Origin of the sequence: Pseudovibrio ascidiaceicola (assembly GCF_900114245.1) — a bacterium.
Lineage (GTDB): Bacteria > Pseudomonadota > Alphaproteobacteria > Rhizobiales > Stappiaceae > Pseudovibrio > Pseudovibrio ascidiaceicola.
This window is the reverse complement of the sequence record NZ_FOSK01000004.1, coordinates 16,499-35,666: the sequence shown is the minus strand read 5'-3', so window position 1 is coordinate 35,666 and position 19,168 is coordinate 16,499. Positions and strand designations below refer to the sequence as shown.

General features: G+C 51.0%; 19 protein-coding genes. 12 read left to right on the top strand and 7 right to left on the bottom strand.

Going from position 1 to position 19,168, the window contains the following annotated elements:
- Window positions 1-48 precede the first annotated feature (48 nt).
- The 3 genes from BM231_RS08715 to BM231_RS08705 all read left to right on the top strand — a co-directional run bounded on the left by BM231_RS08715 (window position 49) and on the right by BM231_RS08705 (window position 2,168).
- A complete protein-coding gene (locus tag BM231_RS08715; RefSeq protein ID WP_093518588.1) occupies window positions 49-816 on the top strand; it encodes an ATP-binding cassette domain-containing protein in 768 nt (255 codons plus the stop codon).
- Complete coding sequence (locus tag BM231_RS08710) at window positions 809-1,624, top strand: iron chelate uptake ABC transporter family permease subunit (RefSeq protein ID WP_093518586.1); 816 nt, start codon at window positions 809-811, stop codon at window positions 1,622-1,624. Before BM231_RS08715 ends, BM231_RS08710 begins: the two co-directional genes overlap by 8 nt.
- An 82-nt stretch (window positions 1,625-1,706) precedes the next feature.
- The gene (locus tag BM231_RS08705; RefSeq protein WP_280142333.1) at window positions 1,707-2,168 is read left to right on the top strand and encodes a Fur family transcriptional regulator; all 462 of its coding nucleotides are present in this window, start codon (window positions 1,707-1,709) and stop codon (window positions 2,166-2,168) included.
- Here the strand turns inward: BM231_RS08705 and BM231_RS08700 are convergent.
- Window positions 2,154-2,906 (bottom strand): hypothetical protein, encoded by a 753-nt coding sequence (locus tag BM231_RS08700; RefSeq protein ID WP_093518584.1) that lies wholly within the window; start codon window positions 2,904-2,906, stop codon window positions 2,154-2,156. The two genes, BM231_RS08705 and BM231_RS08700, sit on opposite strands and share 15 nt — an antisense overlap.
- A gap of 253 nt (window positions 2,907-3,159) precedes the next feature.
- Window positions 3,160-3,915, bottom strand: coding sequence for a response regulator transcription factor (locus BM231_RS08695; protein WP_208860220.1), 756 nt, complete (start codon window positions 3,913-3,915; stop codon window positions 3,160-3,162).
- Between the two features lie 148 nt (window positions 3,916-4,063).
- Here BM231_RS08695 and BM231_RS08690 point away from each other — a divergent pair, with 148 nt between their 5' ends.
- Complete coding sequence (locus BM231_RS08690; RefSeq protein WP_063309749.1) at window positions 4,064-4,711, top strand: TetR/AcrR family transcriptional regulator; 648 nt, start codon at window positions 4,064-4,066, stop codon at window positions 4,709-4,711.
- Window positions 4,712-4,772: 61 nt separating this feature from the next.
- Here BM231_RS08690 and BM231_RS08685 read toward each other — a convergent pair whose 3' ends face one another.
- On the bottom strand, window positions 4,773-5,054 hold the full coding sequence (locus BM231_RS08685) for an SCP2 sterol-binding domain-containing protein (protein ID WP_057464754.1): 282 nt from the start codon (window positions 5,052-5,054) through the stop codon (window positions 4,773-4,775).
- Window positions 5,055-5,242: 188 nt separating this feature from the next.
- A complete protein-coding gene (locus tag BM231_RS08680; protein ID WP_093518582.1) occupies window positions 5,243-5,602 on the bottom strand; it encodes a cupin domain-containing protein in 360 nt (119 codons plus the stop codon).
- A 152-nt stretch (window positions 5,603-5,754) separates the two neighbouring features.
- Between BM231_RS08680 and BM231_RS08675 the strand changes: the two genes are divergently transcribed.
- The 3 genes from BM231_RS08675 (at window position 5,755) to BM231_RS08665 (ending at window position 10,711) form a co-directional block, all read left to right on the top strand.
- Complete coding sequence (locus BM231_RS08675; protein WP_093519123.1) at window positions 5,755-6,393, top strand: pseudouridine synthase; 639 nt, start codon at window positions 5,755-5,757, stop codon at window positions 6,391-6,393.
- Between the two features lie 533 nt (window positions 6,394-6,926).
- Window positions 6,927-9,596 carry a bifunctional acetaldehyde-CoA/alcohol dehydrogenase gene (gene adhE / locus BM231_RS08670; protein WP_063301337.1) on the top strand — a complete coding sequence of 890 codons (2,670 nt, stop codon included), beginning with the start codon at window positions 6,927-6,929 and terminating at the stop codon, window positions 9,594-9,596.
- 467 nt (window positions 9,597-10,063) lie between these two features.
- A complete protein-coding gene (locus tag BM231_RS08665; RefSeq protein ID WP_093518580.1) occupies window positions 10,064-10,711 on the top strand; it encodes a DUF1062 domain-containing protein in 648 nt (215 codons plus the stop codon).
- 71 nt (window positions 10,712-10,782) lie between these two features.
- Here BM231_RS08665 and BM231_RS08660 read toward each other — a convergent pair whose 3' ends face one another.
- Window positions 10,783-12,168, bottom strand: coding sequence for an aminotransferase-like domain-containing protein (locus tag BM231_RS08660; RefSeq protein WP_093518578.1), 1,386 nt, complete (start codon window positions 12,166-12,168; stop codon window positions 10,783-10,785).
- A 117-nt stretch (window positions 12,169-12,285) separates the two neighbouring features.
- On the opposite strand from BM231_RS08660, the gene BM231_RS08655 reads away from it, so the two are divergent.
- Window positions 12,286-13,161, top strand: coding sequence for a DMT family transporter (locus tag BM231_RS08655; protein WP_093519121.1), 876 nt, complete (start codon window positions 12,286-12,288; stop codon window positions 13,159-13,161).
- A gap of 51 nt (window positions 13,162-13,212) precedes the next feature.
- Here the strand turns inward: BM231_RS08655 and BM231_RS08650 are convergent, their stop codons facing one another.
- Window positions 13,213-14,214: a succinylglutamate desuccinylase/aspartoacylase family protein gene (locus BM231_RS08650; RefSeq protein WP_093518576.1), complete on the bottom strand. Its 1,002-nt coding sequence runs from the start codon at window positions 14,212-14,214 to the stop codon at window positions 13,213-13,215.
- A 186-nt stretch (window positions 14,215-14,400) separates the two neighbouring features.
- On the opposite strand from BM231_RS08650, the gene BM231_RS08645 reads away from it, so the two are divergent.
- Window positions 14,401-15,174, top strand: a complete 774-nt coding sequence (locus BM231_RS08645; RefSeq protein ID WP_093518574.1) for a class I SAM-dependent methyltransferase — start codon at window positions 14,401-14,403, stop codon at window positions 15,172-15,174.
- A gap of 141 nt (window positions 15,175-15,315) precedes the next feature.
- Window positions 15,316-16,506: a cation:proton antiporter gene (locus BM231_RS08640; RefSeq protein ID WP_093518572.1), complete on the top strand. Its 1,191-nt coding sequence runs from the start codon at window positions 15,316-15,318 to the stop codon at window positions 16,504-16,506.
- A gap of 43 nt (window positions 16,507-16,549) precedes the next feature.
- Here the strand turns inward: BM231_RS08640 and BM231_RS08635 are convergent, their stop codons facing one another.
- Window positions 16,550-17,236 (bottom strand): tetratricopeptide repeat protein, encoded by a 687-nt coding sequence (locus tag BM231_RS08635; RefSeq protein WP_208860218.1) that lies wholly within the window; start codon window positions 17,234-17,236, stop codon window positions 16,550-16,552.
- A gap of 111 nt (window positions 17,237-17,347) precedes the next feature.
- On the opposite strand from BM231_RS08635, the gene BM231_RS08630 reads away from it, so the two are divergent.
- Entirely contained in the window at window positions 17,348-17,932 is a 585-nt protein-coding gene (locus BM231_RS08630; RefSeq protein WP_208860217.1) for a TetR/AcrR family transcriptional regulator, read from the top strand.
- 149 nt (window positions 17,933-18,081) lie between these two features.
- On the top strand, window positions 18,082-19,137 hold the full coding sequence (locus tag BM231_RS08625; RefSeq protein WP_093518568.1) for a DUF418 domain-containing protein: 1,056 nt from the start codon (window positions 18,082-18,084) through the stop codon (window positions 19,135-19,137).
- Window positions 19,138-19,168 lie beyond the last annotated feature (31 nt).

Genomic DNA, 19,168 nt, shown 5'->3' with positions numbered 1-19,168 from the left:
AAGCCATCCCCTTCGTGGTGCTGCCCACGGTGAGTTGAGGTGCCTATTGTGCAATTGATTGAGATGGATGGAGTTGGGATCAAACGACAAGGTCGTTGGTTGATCCAGAATGTAACTCTGAGTGTGAAAGCTGGTGAGATCGTAACGCTCATCGGGCCGAATGGCGCTGGTAAAAGCACGACTGCAAAAACCGCATTGGGCGTGTTGAAAGCAGATGCCGGAAAGATCAAACGCAAACCCAACCTCAAAGTTGGCTACGTTCCTCAAAAGCTTGCCGTGGATTGGACAATGCCACTGACCGTCCGCCGCTTGATGAGCCTGACCGCCAAACCCTCGAAGATAGAGATTGATAGAGTGCTGGAGAAAACCGGTATCTCCCATCTCATCGATTCCAATGTGCAGCAACTTTCGGGTGGTGAATATCAAAGAGCTCTGTTGGCAAGAGCAATCCTGCGCAGCCCAGACCTCCTCGTTCTGGATGAGCCAGTGCAGGGTGTCGACTATTCTGGCGAAATCGCTCTTTACAACCTGATCCTCAAAATTCGCGAGGAATTGAACTGCGGTATCCTGCTCATTTCACACGACCTGCATGTGGTGATGGCACAAACAGATACGGTGGTCTGCCTCAACGGCCATGTGTGCTGCAGCGGTGCACCAGAACATGTGGCAGCCTCGGATGCCTACAAGCAGCTCTTCGGAGATGCGGCGTCACAGTCTCTTGCGATCTACCACCACCATCACGACCACAGCCACAAGGCCGACGGGACAATCGTTCCTTCCAAAGGGGATTCTGGAGACTGCTGCAATCATGGATGATTTTATTCTAAGAGCCATGTTGGCCGGGATTGGACTTGCTCTCGTAAGCGGACCTCTTGGCTGTTTCGTTGTCTGGCGTCGGATGGCCTATTTCGGCGATACCATGTCCCACTCAGCGCTCCTCGGCGTTGCACTTGCCTTCCTGTTGAACATCAACCTCATGGTGGGTGTACTGGGTGTGACTGTGACGGTCTCGCTGTGCCTGCTCATCTTGCAAAAACGCGGCTCACTTTCAACCGATGCTTTGCTAGGGCTGCTCTCGCACTCTGCCCTTGCACTCGGCATGGTCCTGATTGCCTTCATGAGTTCTGTGCGCTTCGATCTTCTCTCACTGCTGTTTGGCGATATCCTCGCTGTCGGCAATGAAGACGTCATTGCAATTTATGTTTGTGCCGCAGTCATTCTCGGTTTGATGTACTTCCTCTGGCGTCCATTGTTGGCGTCCACGGTTAATCGGGAACTGGCGGAAGCAGAAGGTTTCAATCCTGACCTGACACAGCTGGTCTTTATGGTCATGATGGCTGCTATTATCGCGATTGCTATGAAAATCGTGGGTGTTCTGCTGATCACAGCGCTCCTGATCATCCCTGCTGCTACAGCGCGCTGGTTTGCCAGAACACCAGAGCAAATGGCCATTGCCTCGTCTATCATCGGTGTGGCGAGTGTTATCCTTGGTCTGGAAGGGTCATTGCAGTTTGACAGCGCGTCCGGTCCATCTATCGTTGTGGCTAGCTTGTGCTTATTTTTGCTTTCATTGTTTGCATCCCGGCTCATAAACGGAGTATTGGGAAAGGAGCGAGGGCAATAGCGAATTCCCGAAAAGTGGTTTCGGTTTTCGGATTAAGAATACGCTTGAGAGGAAAGAGTTTGAGCGTGATGCGTGAATGCATATGAACGCGACGAACTCCAGGGTGAAAGAAGTGGCAATGGCAACTGCAGAAGTGAAGCTCACAAAAAATCAGCGTCTGGTTTTGGATCTGCTGTGCGCTTCAGATGCACCTATGAGCGCGTACTCCATTCTGGATCAACTTCGCTCTGAGGGACTTCGCGCGCCACTACAAGTCTACCGTGCCCTGGATAAACTCATCGGATTGGGTCTGATCCACCGCCTTGAAAGCATGAACGCCTTCGTCGCTTGCGCACACCCTTCATGTCATTCTGTTGAGATGGTTGGCTTTGCGATTTGTGAATCCTGCGGCAAGGCGCTGGAATTTGCCGACAATGATGTCGCGGAAATTCTGAGCGGTTGGGCCAGCGCGAATGGCTTTGATGCCAAATCAACCTCCATCGAAATCAAAGGCACATGTGCATCCTGCCAAGAAAAGTTGGAAAGCTCCTCAGGAGCTGAGTGAGAACCTGCGCCGTAAATCAAAGAGGCTGGGTACATCGCTTTCTGTGTGATGCAGCTCTGAAGGTTCGATCAGTTCTCGCGAAATCCAGTTTGTCGTGTAAAGCAGAGGTTTCTTCTGTTGGCGCGATGTTGGTTGGCCGCCAAACCCGCTACCATCGACAAGAATAAGATCACTTGGAAGTTTTCGCCGAAGTTCGGAGAGGCTGGAAAACAGCAAGGATCGGTTCTTACTACACACCTGTAACCCAGTGGCGCGTTCTGCAAGTCTTACAAGGATATCTGGGAAGGACCGTGTACGTTCACTCACTACGTATCTCAGAAAGATGCCGGGTGAGTAATCCCCAAACAGACTTTCGATGTCGTCCTCTGGATGTACTTCGCTCCAATTGCGAAACGGAACATACAACGCATTTTCGTTGTTGTAGAAGGCCTCATGGCTAACCGTGTTGAAGTGGCCTTGATGTTTGGACGAAAACACAAGGTTCAACTGGTTCTGCTCAGGCGCTACAGCTTCATCTATAATGCGGAGCCCACCATTATAAAGCGGATCCCCATAGGCGAGTACAAGCGCACCAGAAATGCGTTGAAACGTCTGGTCGAACTCTCTGTCCGGTGAGGGACCGATGCTTAAGAGCAAATCAGAAGCAACAAGGGTGCGCGTGGGGATCGGACATATACCGCCATGATCGCTCCAAATGACCTCAAGGTCGCTCAAACTGGCAAAATCGCTTGGCTGCACAGTTTTCTAGTCCTCTTAAAGATTGAAGCCGGGCCTTGGGAGCCTACAAAATCAATAATGAGGAAAAGATGACGTAACGGCAAGTGCGTGTAAGGCGCAAACAGTCAAACTGAAGAAACAAATCGCTTGCTGTGGCAAGAGAGCTACAGCAACGCCATCTGTTGGACTGGCCGTTGCTGTAACACTCGTAAAAGGAAGGAGAATAATCTGCGGCGAGGGAGCGGTATTCTCGCCACAGGTGTGTCAGTTCCGTTTAAGGAGCTGCAACATACGTTGGCTGCAATGTGGAGGACGGTGTCACACCAGCGCCTGCGCCTGAAATCTTGTAGCCATTGGCTCCGCGGCGTGCATTGGTCTTGGCACGCGCCGCTTTGCGGTTCCCGCCACGATAATCCACGTTGATGCCCAGCTCATTGATCATTGCGACCAGCTGAGAGCGGGAGTAAAAGCCCAGAGTGCTCAGCAGTGCAGAAACATGATGCTTCACGGTCGCTTCGGAGATACCGAGCTCATGAGCGATCTGTTTGTTCAACTTACCTTCTTTCAGATACGTCAGAATTGTTGCCTGACGACGTGTCAGATTGGCCAGACCTTCATAAAAGTCGATACCAAACGCGTTCTGTGCATCTTCGGACTCGGTGGTCACCTCAACAGTGCCGCCGGTCAAAATCGCTTTGAAGACAGAAAAATCAGCAGTCTTTGGAACAGCTGCACTTGCACCGCGGGCGATGAAATAATCCGCAAGGCCCGGATTGTCTTGCTCAAGCAGCATGACAAGGCTGGAAATCTCATAGGTCTCCAGCAGCGCGGATGCTGTGCCGAGTCCTGGTGCCCCCTTCATACGAGGGTTCACAAGTACCACTGCGGAAGGGTGAAGTTCTACCCAAGTCTGCAACTCGGAAAAGCTCTTTGTCACAAGTACATTCACGCCATGGCATTCATTGGAGTAGATACTCGCAAGTGCTCTGGAAAATGCCGGATGTGGATCACCAATAATAACAGTGTGCATGGAAACCTTCTCCCTTAGGGTTCCAACAGTGGACTGACGCTCCCGATACATAATTTCTCCTCCCTAAACTATGCACTACGTGTTTCGTCTTATCTCTTGAAAAAAATACATGCATATGGTTTTTTTACAAGCGTTGATGTGAGGCTCCATGGAAAATAATTTTCAAGATACCGGCGAAACGCGAAAATCTACTCAGGCAGAGAAGAGTGACCGCATGCGTAAGGAGATCCTCCTTGCGGCTATCAGCTGTTTGCACGAATTTGGCTATCACCGTGCATCTATTAAGAAAATTACCGAAAAGACCAGATTTTCGCAGGGTGCGCTGCAGCATCATTTCCCGACTAAAGAAGATCTGATGGTCTTTGTTCTGGAAAGGTTGCTCGCCAAATCCGTTCGATTAACTTTGGAGTGGTTGAACGAAATCGGTGAGGATAAAAGCAGAATTTCTGAGCTGACTATCAAATGGTGGACGAATCAGGCGAACTCTCCTGAGTATCTCACCATGGTGGAAATTCTTGTTGCAGCGCGAACAGAGGACTCGCTGCGTCGCCGCATCAAACCCACCTTCGATAATTTCGCAAAAGTGACTGACGATCGAATTCTCGCGATATTCGATAGTAATAAAATAAGTCAAACAATCGCGCGGACGCTCATCACAGCTTCACGTCAGATGATGACAGGTCTGATCAGTTCGGATGGTTTGTTTATGAAAGAAGAAGATAAGCAGGCTTATATCGAGCACTGGGCGATGTTTTTGCAGCAACTTATCGAGCATAGAATGCAGGAATCCGCGTAGACTTTAGTCTATGTGGCATCCGGGCACCTGGCCCGAATGCACGATCTTTTAGCAGCCGAGATTACATCAGCTGGCTAAGTTTCATTGCAACGCTCATGTCACCATCAATAGTGAACTTGCCCTGCATGAATGCTGCTGTTGGATCCAGATCGCCAGCAATCAGAGACTGAAGGTCTTCAAAGGTAACGCCGATTGTGCAATCAACGTCTTTGTTGTCGGTGGAGATGGAATTGCCATCAATCACCAGAACACCTTCGTCACCACAGTCAAACTTGATTGAGCTGTCAAAGTCGCTGGATTCTACGCGGCCTTTCAGGTCATTCAAAAGTGCGTCCATGCTCATATTTGTTCCCTCCATCTGTTAAATTACAGTGTTTGAAAAATCCGGGCAGATGCCTAAGGTGTCCTAGGTAGCGCACTACGTATTACGCATCAGGCATCGTGTTAACGTAAGCGTAATTCAGCATGCGTTGAATGTAAAGACACCAGATTCCGCTTATTCGGGATTAGCCCTGCTGCCTTAGTAGGGCGTTATGCCAGCTGATCTGCCAAAGACTTCGTCTTCTCAGTCTCAACATCGCCCGTGTGCTTTGTGGCGACAGGTTCGATAAGCACGATCCAGCATTCCTCTTGAGCAACCGGGTTGTGCATTTTACCTTTGGGGACAACATGAAAGTCGCCCTCATTCAGGGTAACGGTTTCCCCTTCGTACTCAATAATGACACTGCCTTTCACAACATAGAAGAGCTCGTCTTCCTCATCATGCTTGTGCCAGGCGAGATCTCCTTTGACCTTGGCGACCTTAACATACTGGTCGTTCACTTGAGCGACGACGCGAGGGGACCAGTAGTCAGTGACCTTTTCAAACTCAGAATTAAAATTGCCAATCATGAAAGCCTCATAAAACAGGATACTGACGGTTATATGGGGCCGTCGCAGTCTCGTACAACACAGGCAGTGGCTCATCCGTTGACGTTTGCCCGCAAGCCGTTATAAGCGCCCCCATGAACAGTCCGAGCCCATCCTTTATCTATGCACCGCCTATGGAGCCTTTTCTTGATGTCGTCCATCAGGATGAGCAGCTTCTGGTCCTCAACAAGCCAAGTGGTTTGCTGAGTGTACCCGGTCGCGCAGATGAGCATAAGGACTGTCTGGAAAGCCGTGCACAATCCACCTACCCAACAGCAACAACCATCCATCGGTTGGATATGGACACCTCTGGCCTGCTTGTTATGGCCATGAACAAAGACGCACACCGTCATGTCGGGCTTCAATTCGAAAAGCGTATGACGCGAAAGACTTATATTGCCCGTGTGTGGGGACATGTCTCTGAGGATCAAGGGGAGGTTGACCTCCCTTTAAGATGTGACTGGCCCAATCGCCCAAAGCAGATGGTTGACCATGAGCAGGGCCGTTCAGCACTCACGCGCTGGGAAGTTGTCCGCCGTGAGGAAGCGACGACCCTTGTAAAGCTGATGCCAGTCACAGGTCGCTCTCACCAGCTCCGCGTACACATGCTCGCGCTTGGGCATGTCATTGTGGGAGACCGCTTCTACGCAAACGGAGAGGCGCTGATGTTCTCAGAGCGATTGCAGCTTCACGCACAGACGCTTGAGCTGCGTCATCCCATAGGTGGTGAATACAATACCTTTACAGCTTCCTGTCCGTTTTGGGATCTGTAAGTCGCCAATACCTGCCAGACTCATGGAATTTGTAAAAATGAGTCACATTAAATACGGGTAATATCGTATTTTGTGCAGCCAGAGCGCACTATTCACAAGCACTAGGTGAAACTACCGTCAAATTATTGCAGAAAAAGAACTTTCGCACAGTATAAGACAGAGTACTTGTCCTATAAGCAAATCGCTTGCTGCCTCTCAGTCATATGCCTACTCTCGTTCATCATTAAGTCATTGAAATAAAAGTATAATATCACTGGCATCACCAGTGAAAACTGTATGCAATGCTATGCAATAAATGACAAGTTTGGCTTTTATGGTGATTCCAGTCTCTGAAAGCAGCCTTCAGATGGCCAGTTTTATGACATCCTATTCATATATCTCTGATTTTTGACTTAAGTCATGCGCCTAAAGTACAATGTGACCCAATAATATCTGTGTCGAACAGAAGAGCGGTTTCCTCCCTAGAGCTGTTTTGTGACAACTACGGATAGTCTGTCACGTTTCTGCTTCGGATCTTGCCTACGGAGAAGAGAATGCCTGTCACTAATCGCGAAGAATTAGACGCCCTGGTTGCTCGGGTTAAGAAAGCGCAACGGACTTACGCTACATACACACAAGAGCAGGTAGATAAGATTTTCCGTGCGGCGGCTTTGGCTGCTGCGGATGCTCGCATCCCACTCTCCCGTATGGCGGTTGAAGAAACCGGTATGGGCGTCATGGAAGACAAGGTTATCAAAAACCAGTTTGCTTCCGAATACATCTACAACAAATACAAGGATGAAAAGACCTGCGGTATCCTCGATGAAGATGACACTTTTGGTACCATCACCATTGCAGAACCAACAGGCATCATCTGCGGCATCGTTCCCACTACAAACCCGACATCTACTGCGATCTTTAAAGCATTGATTTCTTTGAAGACCCGCAACGGTATCATCTTCAGCCCACACCCTCGTGCAAAACTGGCAACCAATGAAGCTGCTCGCATCGTTTTGGATGCAGCGATCAAAGCTGGCGCGCCAAAAGACATCATCGGCTGGATTGACGTTCCAACAGTGGAACTCTCCAACGCGTTGATGACACACGATGAGATCAACCTGATCCTCGCAACCGGTGGCCCGGGCATGGTGAAGGCAGCTTACTCCTCTGGTAAACCAGCCATCGGCGTGGGCGCAGGTAACACCCCGGTTGTGGTTGATGAGTTTGCCGACGTGAAGCGCCTCGTTGCTTCTGTTCTCATGTCCAAGACATTCGATAACGGCGTGATCTGCGCATCTGAGCAGTCTGTCATTGTTGTCGAGGAAATCTACGAGCAGGTTAAAGAGCGCTTCTCCAGCCACCAGGGCTACGTGCTGAAAGGTAAAGAACTTCAGGCTGTTAAAGATGTACTGCTGAAAAACGGCGGTCTCAACGCAGCTATCGTAGGTCAGCCAGCACCAAAAATTGCCGAAATGGCAGGCGTAAAGGTTCCTGCTGGCACCAAGATCCTGATCGGTGAAGTCACCGAAGCCAGCGAAGCCGAAGCCTTCGCACACGAAAAGCTGTCTCCAACGCTTGCCATGTACAAGGCAAAAAGTTTTGAAGACGCATGTGACACCGCTGAAAAGCTCGTCACCATGGGCGGCATCGGTCACACCTCAGTCTTCTATACAGACCAGGACCGTTGTGCAGATCGCGTGAAAGAATTTGGCCGTCGGATGAAGACTGCCCGTATTCTCATCAACTCTCCTGCATCCCACGGCGGCATTGGTGACCTTTACAACTTCTCCCTCGCGCCAAGCCTCACACTGGGCTGCGGCTCTTGGGGTGGTAACTCCATCAGTGAGAACGTAGGTCCAAAGCACCTGATCAACAAAAAGACCGTTGCGAAGCGAGCTGAAAACATGCTGTGGCACAAACTGCCTGAATCCATTTACTTCCGTCGCGGCTGTCTGCCAATCGCTCTGGGTGATTTGGAAGGCAAAAAGCGCGCACTGATCGTAACCGATGGGTTCTTGTTCAAGAATGGCTACGCTGATGAGACTGTTCGTGTTCTCAAAGGCCTGGGCATGGAAACAGATGTCTTCTACGAAGTAGAGGCTGATCCAACACTGTCCATCGTGCGCAAAGGCGCTGACCTGTGTAAGGCATTCAAGCCAGATGTGATTGTTGCAATTGGTGGTGGGTCCCCAATGGATGCAGCAAAGATCATGTGGGTCATGTACGAACATCCGGAAGTTGACTTTGCTGATCTGGCATTGCGCTTCATGGACATTCGTAAGCGTATCTACAAGTTCCCTAAAATGGGCGAAAAAGCCAAGATGGTTGCAATCCCAACCACTTCTGGCACCGGTTCTGAAGTAACCCCGTTCGCGGTGGTGACTGATGACGAAACCGGCATGAAGTACCCAATTGCGGATTACGAACTCACACCAAACATGGCAATCGTGGATGCGAACCTTGTCATGAACATGCCGAAGTCTCTGACAGCGTTTGGCGGCATTGATGCCATCACCCACGCAACAGAAGCTTACGTCTCTGTTCTGGCAAACGAATACTCTGACGGTCAGGCTCTGCAGGCTCTCAAACTCCTCAAAGAGAACCTCGTAGAATCTTACGAAAAGGGTGCTGAATCCCCGAATGCACGTGAGAAAGTGCACAATGGCGCAACCATCGCAGGTATCGCATTTGCGAACTCCTTCCTCGGTGTTTGTCACTCTATTGCTCACAAAGTAGGTGCAGCGTTCCACGTACCGCATGGTTTGGCCAATGCCATGCTGATCTCTAACGTGATCCGCTACAACTCAAATGATAACCCAACCAAACAGACCGCATTCTCTCAGTATGCGCGCCCTCAGGCAAAATGCCGGTACGGCGATATTGCTGACCATCTGGGCCTCACAGCAGCTGGAGACAGCCGTGAAGCAAAGGTTGAGAAACTGGTTGCTTGGGTAGAAAGCGTCAAGAAGGCTCTTGAGATCCCTGCAGGCTTCAAAGATCTGGGCATCACTGAAGAGCAGTTCATGGCGAAGCTCGACGAAGTCGCAGTGGAAGCATTCGATGACCAGTGCACCGGAGCTAACCCACGGTACCCACTGATCGATGAGATCAAACAGCTCCTTCTCGATGGTTACTACGGTCGCGTCTACGTAGAGGGCCGCGCGGAGGATGTTGTAGATCTTGCGCAGGAAAAAGCGAAAAAAGCCTCTAAAGCGAAAGCTTAAGTCCAACGCCAATCCTGCAAGCTAAACATTGCGGCTCGAAAAAAGACCCCGGGGCACCTGCTCCGGGGTTTTTGTATATTGACACCAAAAGTATCCTTGTTAGGGCTTAGGTAGAAGTTGCGGTAAAGCCACAGCAAGCTTTCGGAAAGTTCCGCAGCGTTCAAAGCCTCTTTCACTGATGAGCATGTTTTGCTAGGGCTGACTGCCTAGTTTAACAACGTGAGAAATCAATTTTGCCTATGTAATCACCGGTCTCTTTTAGCCTATCATTGTTCTGCAAAAGATACTCTTTTGCGGCGCGCTTTTTGTTGTGCGGATGGTGGCATGAGACCGGTTTGGCCTCGTGATTTCTGGCACTATCCCTGCGCACTTTTGCGCGCCGCTTTCTATAAAATCCTTAGCCTTACCGTGTGCTGTAACGGCGTCATGTTGCGCATCCGCTTTTTGACAAGTGGAAACCTAAAAGCATGTCGAAATCGCTTAAATGCGTCTGGACCCTTCAACCAGAAAACCCACCACACCCAGTCATTCCCTGTAAGAACTGCGGCATTCTTAAACCTTTCAAGCCATCGGGTAAGTTCCGTCTGAATGCAAATGGCTCCAGGCTGGATGCATGGCTTATCTACAAATGCATGACTTGCGATGCCACGTGGAATCGCCCGATAATCGAACGCCGCAACCGCAAGCAGATCGCGCCGAATTTACTGGGAGCACTGCAAATTAATTGCCCTGAGCAAGTGAAAAGGTATGCCTTTGATAAAACGGGTTTGCCCGCCGTAGCTGCGTCACGAGAAGGCGAAACGTCGATTGCCGTTCATAAGCACATCGTGGAAGGCACAGTACAGGACTGGACAGATCTCGAAATCACCCTGAACGCAGCAGTGCCTGTTAACCTGAGGCTGGACAGATTGCTCGCTCAGGAACTGGGAATATCACGAAATGTCGTAAAACAGCTTGCCAGGCGAGGTGCTCTTCTTGACGGAAATGACGAGGCTCTTCAATTAAAGAAACCTGCCAGACACGGCACACTCATCTATGTTCAGCTTACGGACCAAATTGCGTTGAAAGCACAGATAAAATCAGCCTTGATCGCAGATGAATTTGTAGCGTTGTGATCCCAACCACAAGCTCTTGGAGCGAAGCTTTGAGAGCTTGTGGTGCACCAAACAAGGCAACCAGACAGTTTCTAAAGATTGCACATCACGTCTGCCAGTATCTCGTAGGTCATCGGGTTCCCCATCTGGCTGACGTTGAAGCGCATGAACTGGCCCATAGATTGGGTTGGGCTGAAAACATCACCTGGAGCGAGAACCATGTTTTGCTGCAGGGCTGCACGGGCGAGTTCGGCTGAATCAATGCCTTCGGGCAGGGAGCACCAGAGGTAAAAGCCGCCTTCTGGCATCAGCCAGGTCTGAATACCCAACTCGGCCAGATTGGCAGAAACCTCGCGGCGTGTTTTGGCAAGGCGAATGCGCAGGGCTTCCATGTGTTTTCGGTAGGACCCATCGCTCAGGCAGGCATAAATCAGCTCCGTGGTGATTGGGCTTGGACCACCGAAGTTCGTGGCCACCTGAAGATCAACCAGAGCTTCAATCCATTCTGGTTTGGCAGCGATGTATCCGCAACGTGCAGAAGCCGAAAGTGTCTTTGAAAAGCTGCCAAGACGGATCACGCGATCAAAGCCGCCCAAGGCTGTCAACCGCGGTGTTATTTCTGGTAGAAACTCAGAAAACACATCATCCTCAATAAGGATGAGATCATGCCGGGTCGCGATACTCAGGATCTTATGAGCACCTTGAGGAGAGAGGGTGACCCCCGTAGGGTTATGCAAGGAGGTGTTGGAGATGTAAAAACGCGGCTTATGCTCCACAACAGCTTGCTCAAACTGCTCACAATCCATGCCCGTCTTGGTGTAGGGCACACTCACAATCTCAACCTGATGCGCCTTTAGAATTGCTTGAAAGTTGAAGTAACATGGGTCACTGACGAGAACCTTATCTCCGGGGCGCAGCAAAAACCGGCACAACAGATCAATAGATTGGGTAGCAGAACCAGTCAGCAAGATCTGGTTCGGATCAACCTCAATGCCCTCTGCCGCAAACTGCCGGGCCTGCAACCGTCTCAGATTGCTGGCACCTCGCGTGCTCGCATAATCCGAAAGCAAATGATCATCCGCCTTGCTCAAATTTCGAATGGCCTTGCGCAGGGATGCATTCGGCATCCAGTCCGCAGGCATCCAGCCACATCCGGGTTTGAGCATATCCCTTCCGGTATCCAGCGACTGACGAGAGACCCAGAACGGATCGATCTCCCTGTCCAGATGCGGACCAATCTCTGAAACCGAAAAGGGTTGAGTTTTTGGGGAGACATAAAACCCAGCCCCTTTGCGCGCAAAGATAACCCCTTCGGCAGCAAGTCGGTCATAAGCCTCAACCACAGTGGAGGCGGAGACCTTCATTGTGGAAGCGAAACCCCGGATGCTCGGCAGTTTCTCACCCGGTTCCAACGCACGACTGCTGATCTTGCTGCGCACCGCCTGCATCACACGTTGTGTTTGCTGCCCATAAGCCATTTTACATCTCACCTGCTGTATTGATGATTGTAGCAGTACAGTTTCTCGTAATTGTATTGTTTTGTGGCTGTTGTGCCTAGCCCCACCTCGATAAAAAACGGAAAACGGAGGTGAATGATGCAAGCATCACTGGCACAAAGAGGTTCAGCAGGTTGGGGAAACGGTCTGCTCGGAGTCATAATTTTCAGCGGCTCCTTGCCTGCAACACGTACAGCAGTCGCCGGATTTGATCCATTTTTTCTGACAAGCATTCGGGCGGTGATTGCTGCACTGCTGGGTATTGCGTTGCTGAGCGTGTTGAGGCAGCCTTTCCCAAAGCGGCAGGATATCATATCGTTGGCAGTCGTTGCCCTCGGTGTGGTGATAGGCTTCCCGCTGCTTTCTGCATTGGCGCTTGCACAGATGACGGCAGCGCAGTCGCTGGTTCTGATGGGCATTTTACCATTCTCGACAGCCATCTTCGCTGTTTTGAGAGGAGGGGAAAGACCAAAGCCATTCTTTTGGGTGTTCTCAGGCGTCGGCAGTCTGGCAGTCGCGGCGTTCGCGCTTTCACAAAATGCAGAGGGTTCACTGCTCGGCTCTATTTACATGTTTGGCGCAATTATCGTGTGCGGCCTTGGATATGCGGAAGGGGCCACACTCTCAAGAAAGCTTGGGGGGTGGCAGGTTATTTCATGGGCGCTTGTACTGGCTCTTCCAGTCATGCTGATCGCTGCAATCCTGAGTGTACCTGCTCAGCTGCCAGATAGTCAGTCCACCGCGTGGTACGGCCTCATGTACGTTTCCGTCTTCTCCATGCTGGTTGGCTTTGTATTCTGGTACCGCGGGCTGGCATTGGGTGGCGCTGCAGGTGTTGGCCAGCTCATGCTCTTGCAACCGTTCTTCGGCCTCATGCTCGCAGCGCTGCTGCTTCAGGAGACGATCTCTTCAATGATGATTGCAGCGACAGTTGTTGTGGTTGGGTGCGTTGTCGGTGCCAAACGATATGCGTAAATGAAAGGCGAGAGCAGGCCGATATAAAGCTGCCTGCTCTCACTTGGAAGTCTATACCCGCCGCAGGATCTGTACGATGGTCGCGCCCGGCTCTCGCAAAGGAGTTGTGCAAACGGAAAGCACGCGCCCATCACAAGGTGCAGTGTACTTTGCAACAACATCGCCGAAAGCGTTTGTCATGGTGGCAACCAGCTGATCTTTGGAAACCTCCTGATTGAGCTGCACCATCACACGGGCAAATCCACCAGTATCTGCAGTGATCGACACATCGTCGTTCCCCACATAGCTTTCGATGCCAAGCAGGTTCACTTTACCCGCAATCATGTGGTAGTCGATCATAGTGTTCAAAATGCCCTGAACGCCGCGCTGGGTCATATCCGGGTCAAATACATTGGCACAGCCCAGCTCAACCGTGAGCGATGGAATACCGGCGCGAACCAATTCAGTCTCAACCGAGCCATCAATACCGTCATCTTCTAGGATCTGATCAGCTGGCTGAAGCGCTGCCAGACGGCACACATCTGCACTGCGAAAGTCAGCAAAGAGAAACAACGGAAATGCAGTGCCGGTTGACTGGGTATGCAGGTCCAGAAAGATATCTGCATTGCCCATGTAAAGATTATGCCAAAGCGCATGGGCATACCGGCTACCAGCATTTGAGCTCTTCGCATCCCCCGGCATCATGCGATTGAGGTTTGTGAAGGTCTGCGTCTCATTCTGCGAAGGGTAATAGCGTGAAGCCAGCTGCATGCCCGGAGGGTTTGCTCCCGGTACCAATACAACAGTTCCCTTCAACGTATCAGGGTCTAGATGCGGCAGGACTTGATGGATCACATCCACCCCCTGAACCTCATCCCCATGCAGCGTTGACTGAATGAACAGCTTCGTTCCCGGCTCAGCACCCTTGATCACGATCACCGGAATACGGTGATAGTTTCCCAAGGAGTCCGTGGAGGCTTTAAAAAAGAAACGGTGCTTCCCAGCAGCAAGCTCATCAACACTGAGCTTCTCGATGACCGGGACACCATCAATGATATCATTCGTTGTTTTCATGGCAGAAACCTAACGTGCCCGGCACAGATTGAACAAGTGAGTTTACGTCAAACATCACAGTGTTGATCCTTCCGAACTTCGGAAAATGAACATCCCATTTTTGAAGGGCTCTTGCGTGATCTGCCAATAACAACTTGAGATAGGTCATATTTTTGTATACTTATGTGTGCAATATGGAGATGTCCTATGAATGTTGCAAATGATCACGCATTTTCCGGCCTGCAGAAGATCTATGATCAAGCCCGTCCGCGCTATCCGTTGGATGCGCTAAACCACATCGTGGATCGGTTGGCGGCATCAAGGGGAGCAGAGCAGGGGGGCCTGCTGGATGTGGGGTGTGGCACCGGAATTTTGACGCGCCAACTTCTGGAGCTGTCACCAGGTAGCAAGTTTACAGGCTGCGACGTCAACAAAGACATGCTGTCTCAGGCAAAAGCGATGGATAAGGCGGGAGAAATCTCTTGGCATCTATCCGCTGCTGAAGAGCTTCCGTTCAAAGACAATGCCTTTCATCTCATCACCGTCGCACAGGCCGCGCAATGGTTTGATCGACCGAAGTTTTACAAAGAAGCGCGGCGTGTTCTCATCTCACAAGGATGTCTGGTGATTATTGAGAACAATCGGCAGCTGGAAGGTAGCGCTTTCATGCACGCCTATGAAACTCTGATCGAAACGCACAACAGCGGCTACTCCAGAGACTACCGCAGGTTCGACTATGCGCAGGAAATGCAAACGGCAGGCTTTGCAAAGGCAGATGTCCGGCGGTTCCCTTGGTCTCGTACCATGTCACATCAAGGTTTTGTTGAAATGGCCAAATCCTCCTCAAAAGTACAGGCAGCTATCAAAGCAAGCAACGGAGTTTTTCTGAATGAGCTTGATCAGATTCTGCAAGAATATTGGGCTGAGGACGAGCAAATCGTGATTGATTATTCAACACAGGTTTTCTCCGGACACAAATGAGACTGTTGAGAAGCTCAGGCAAATCGGCTTGTACAGCTTAAACCAATGCAAAGACTATCTTCTTAGAGTATCGGGAATGCGCAACCTAAAGGCGATCCACTCATTACAGATGGTGGATACCGCCGGGATCAAAATGGCCAAATGTCCTATCAGAATCTGACCGTCATCTTTGCAGTGGTTTTCTTGTACAGCGTGATGAGCCGACGGCTGGAGCAAAAGCCGATCAATGGAGCATTGCTGTTTTGCATTATTGGCTTTTTGCTTGGCAATGATGGCTTGGAGTGGTTTCAGGTCAAACTCACCAATGAATCCATTAAGACACTGGCCGAATTGGCCCTTGCCATTGTCTTGTTCACGGACGCTGCCAAAGCAAATCTCAAAGTCCTTGCCACCAATATTGACCTTCCACGACGCCTTCTTTTGGTAGGGCTGCCTCTCACAATCATATTTGGCATCGGTGCCGGGATGGCGCTACTGCCACAACTTCCCGTCATCGAGATCGCGATTCTGGCCGCTTTGCTTGCTCCAACGGATGCAGCGCTTGGCAAAGCCGTGGTGACTGACCCCTCTGTACCAGCCAAAATCAGAGGAACCTTAAATGCAGAGAGTGGGTTAAACGACGGTATCTGCGTCCCAATCGTGTTTTCTCTGCTACCAATCGCAGCCGATCCATCCCTGATTAGCAACCTGAACCAAATGGCGGCGCAGCTGCTTGCTGAGCAGATTGGCCTTGGTGTTCTCGTGGGGATCGGCATCGCCATTCTCGCTGGGCAGATCATTGATTACTCTTTCCAGACCAAGGAGCAATCCAAAACGTGGGAGCAGGTGACCGTTGTTGCTCTGGCGATCTGCTGCTTCTCAATCGCACAGCTGGCAGGCGGCAGTGGGTTCATTGCTGCCTTTGTCGGCGGCATTGTTTTCGGCTGGCTGGAGAAGCCCTACAAAGAGCAGCTCTTGGATTCAGCCGAAGGAATAGGGGACTCGCTCTCCCTTATGACATGGCTCATTTTCGGTGCAGCTATCATCGGCTCTGTCCTGCATGAGTTCACTTGGGAAATCCTGGCCTACTCCATCCTCAGCCTGACAGTTGTCAGAATTCTGCCTGTCTACTTCGTCTTGCGCGGAGAGCCTTTGAGCACAAAGGAAAAGCTCTTTATTGGTTGGTTCGGCCCAAGAGGGCTTGCAAGCATCGTCTTCGCTATCATCGTTTTGGATGCGAACCTACCGGGCAGTTCCATCATCGCTTCAACTGCTGTCACCACCATCGGCCTTAGTGTCATCCTCCACGGATTAACGGCGCACTCGTTCATCAAGGCCTTGAAGAAGAAGTAGCAGAAGAGGGCTGGCAAGAAGCTATCTCGCCAGCACATCAGGATCAGTCGATCATTTTGGTATGCAGCGCTTCGTTGTTGGGGAAGTGCTGTAGGCCTTCTGTCCAGATTTCCTTAGCAGTCAGAATGTCTCGCTTTCGCTCATAGATCGCCCCAAGCACCAGATAGGGGTAGACATGATGCCAGTTGGACTTGGTTTTCTGCTGCGCCTCAATCATCGACTTCAGGATCTTGATAGAGGAGGCTTGCAGATCCCGCTCTTGAGAGAAGCCATAGAGCGTTGCTTTCCCAAGCCAAGCACCCCAGCTGGCCTTATCCTTACTCAATGCTTGGTCAAAGTAGGCGTCAGCACGGGTTGCCAGCTCAGCCATCTCGCCTTCATCCTCAGACATATAAGCCCCATACGTAAGAAGCGTGCCATACCGGGCGATCAGTTCCGGATTGCTTTTGGAGGAAATGTCCTTGTCCAGCAGCTCAACCGTCTTTTTGAAGCTTTTGGAAGACACCAGCTGAACTACCAGCAACTCCCCATCTGGGCTCCACAGAGACGTTGTCTTTATTCTGCTCAAGCCCTGTTGTGGGCTGATGTGGTGCTGAGTTGCGCCATTCTTATCCCACGAAAACGCCCAGGGCACCCAATGGTCAGCAAAGGCTGGGGGGCTAATAAACACGCTCACGAAAAGAGCCGATGCCATAAAGCAAGCTTGGCGCATTCTTTTGATAATATTCATAAAAAATCCGTTGTATTGAGAAAAAACATGGGCTTCTAACCTTCTTATTTCCTGCAGAAAATTACAGGACTTTTATTGACAGTTGTGTATCTAATGATACATATAAGTATCATGTCGATACCATTGAACAACACCACAAAAGACAAACTGCTGGAAGCAGCCGTACGTGTGCTCAACAATCAGCCACGGGCGTCTCTGGCAGATATTGCAGAGGCCGCAGGCGTAAAGCGCGTAACTCTTCACCGTGTTATTGGCACACGTGAGGAATTGCTGCGTGACGTGGCCTTGCGCGCTTTAGACCAGATGGACGAAGCGTCTTATGCAGCCATCAAAGGCAAGCGCAAAGCGTTTGAACAGCTCAAAGCCATTGTAGGCGCTCTGGTGCCTTATGCAGATTCCTGTCACTTCCTCTGGAAGAATCCCGACGTGTGGGATGATCCCGAAATTGCTAGAGAAATCAAGCGCCACGACAAGGAACTCTGTGATTTAATTGATCGCGCAAAGGAAGAAGGCGACATTCTCTCCTTCATTCCAAACAGCTGGATCATCGCCTCACTGGACGCTGTTTTATACGCAGCAGCAAGCACATCGCAGGCCGGAAACATCGCAACCAACGACGCCAGCGCACTTGCAATCCAAACCTTATTTGGCGGCATTACAAAGAAGGTAAAGGGCATACAACCCGTTGGGGTTTAGAGCGTGTTCCGTTTGATTGGATTCAAGCAAACGAAAAGAATTTGCTCCGACAAAGATGTGAGAGTGCGGTGCGTGAATGTAAATGAACGCAGCGTGCTCTAGGAGGCAGAACGAACAGTAAAGGCCACATCCGGTCAGATAGGAACGTGATGGCTGCAGCAACAAAAATCGGGCGACTAGAGGGGCTGGACCTGGCCAGGTTCATCGCCTTCGTGGGCATGGTGATCGTCAACTTCTCCATCGTGATGGGCGCAGAAGGCACTGAGGGTATGCTCAGTAACATCATCCACGCACTGGAAGGGCGCGCGGCAGCCACCTTTGTCGTTTTAGCTGGCATCGGCCTTGGACTGGCTGGGATGAAAGGGGAGCTCAATCTCACCATCTTCACCACGTTCAAACGCGCTGCCTTCCTGCTCGTGCTGGGCCTGCTCAACATGCTCATCTTTGATGCTGACATTCTGCACTACTATGCGTTCTACTTCCTCTTCGGTGCGCTGCTGTTGCCAGTGGGCACCCGTGCTCTGGGCTGGCTTATTGCTGGTCTGGCAGGTGCCGCCGTCCTCATGGTTCTCACGCTGGATTATGAGGCTGGCTGGAACTGGACCGACCTGACCTATCCTGAGTTCTGGACACCCGTCGGCTTCATCCGCAACCTGTTCTTCAACGGCTGGCACCCGGTCGTCCCGTGGCTTGGTTTCATGTTGTTTGGCGTGATGCTTAGTCGCTCAAAACTCTCGTCTACCAAAACGCAAGACGCGCTCATGTTCGGCGGCCTTCTGGTCTTCCTGCTCGTCAACGCTATCAGCGCTTACCTGCAACCACTCATCGCTATGGTAGAGCCGGAATTGGTGGATCTGGTCACAACCAATCCCATCCCACCCATGCCGTTTTACCTCATGGCAGGCATGTCTGTTGCCTCGATGGTTGTCGGGATATGCCTGCGCGCAGCCCCATTGCTGAAAGACCTTGGCGTGCTGACTGTTGTCAACCCGGCAGGCCGTCAAACATTGACGCTCTACCTCGCTCACATCCTACTGGGAATGGGCGTAATGGACGAGCTTGGCCTGCTCGGCGGCCAGACAACGCAAGTAGCCTTCCTCGCCTCTGGCATCTTCTGCACGCTCTGCGTAATCTATGCATTCATTTGGAGCAGATACTTCAAACGCGGCCCAATCGAAGCCCTCATGCGTAAAGTCGCTGGATAGTCCTGACAGAATCCACCATTCAAACCACGCT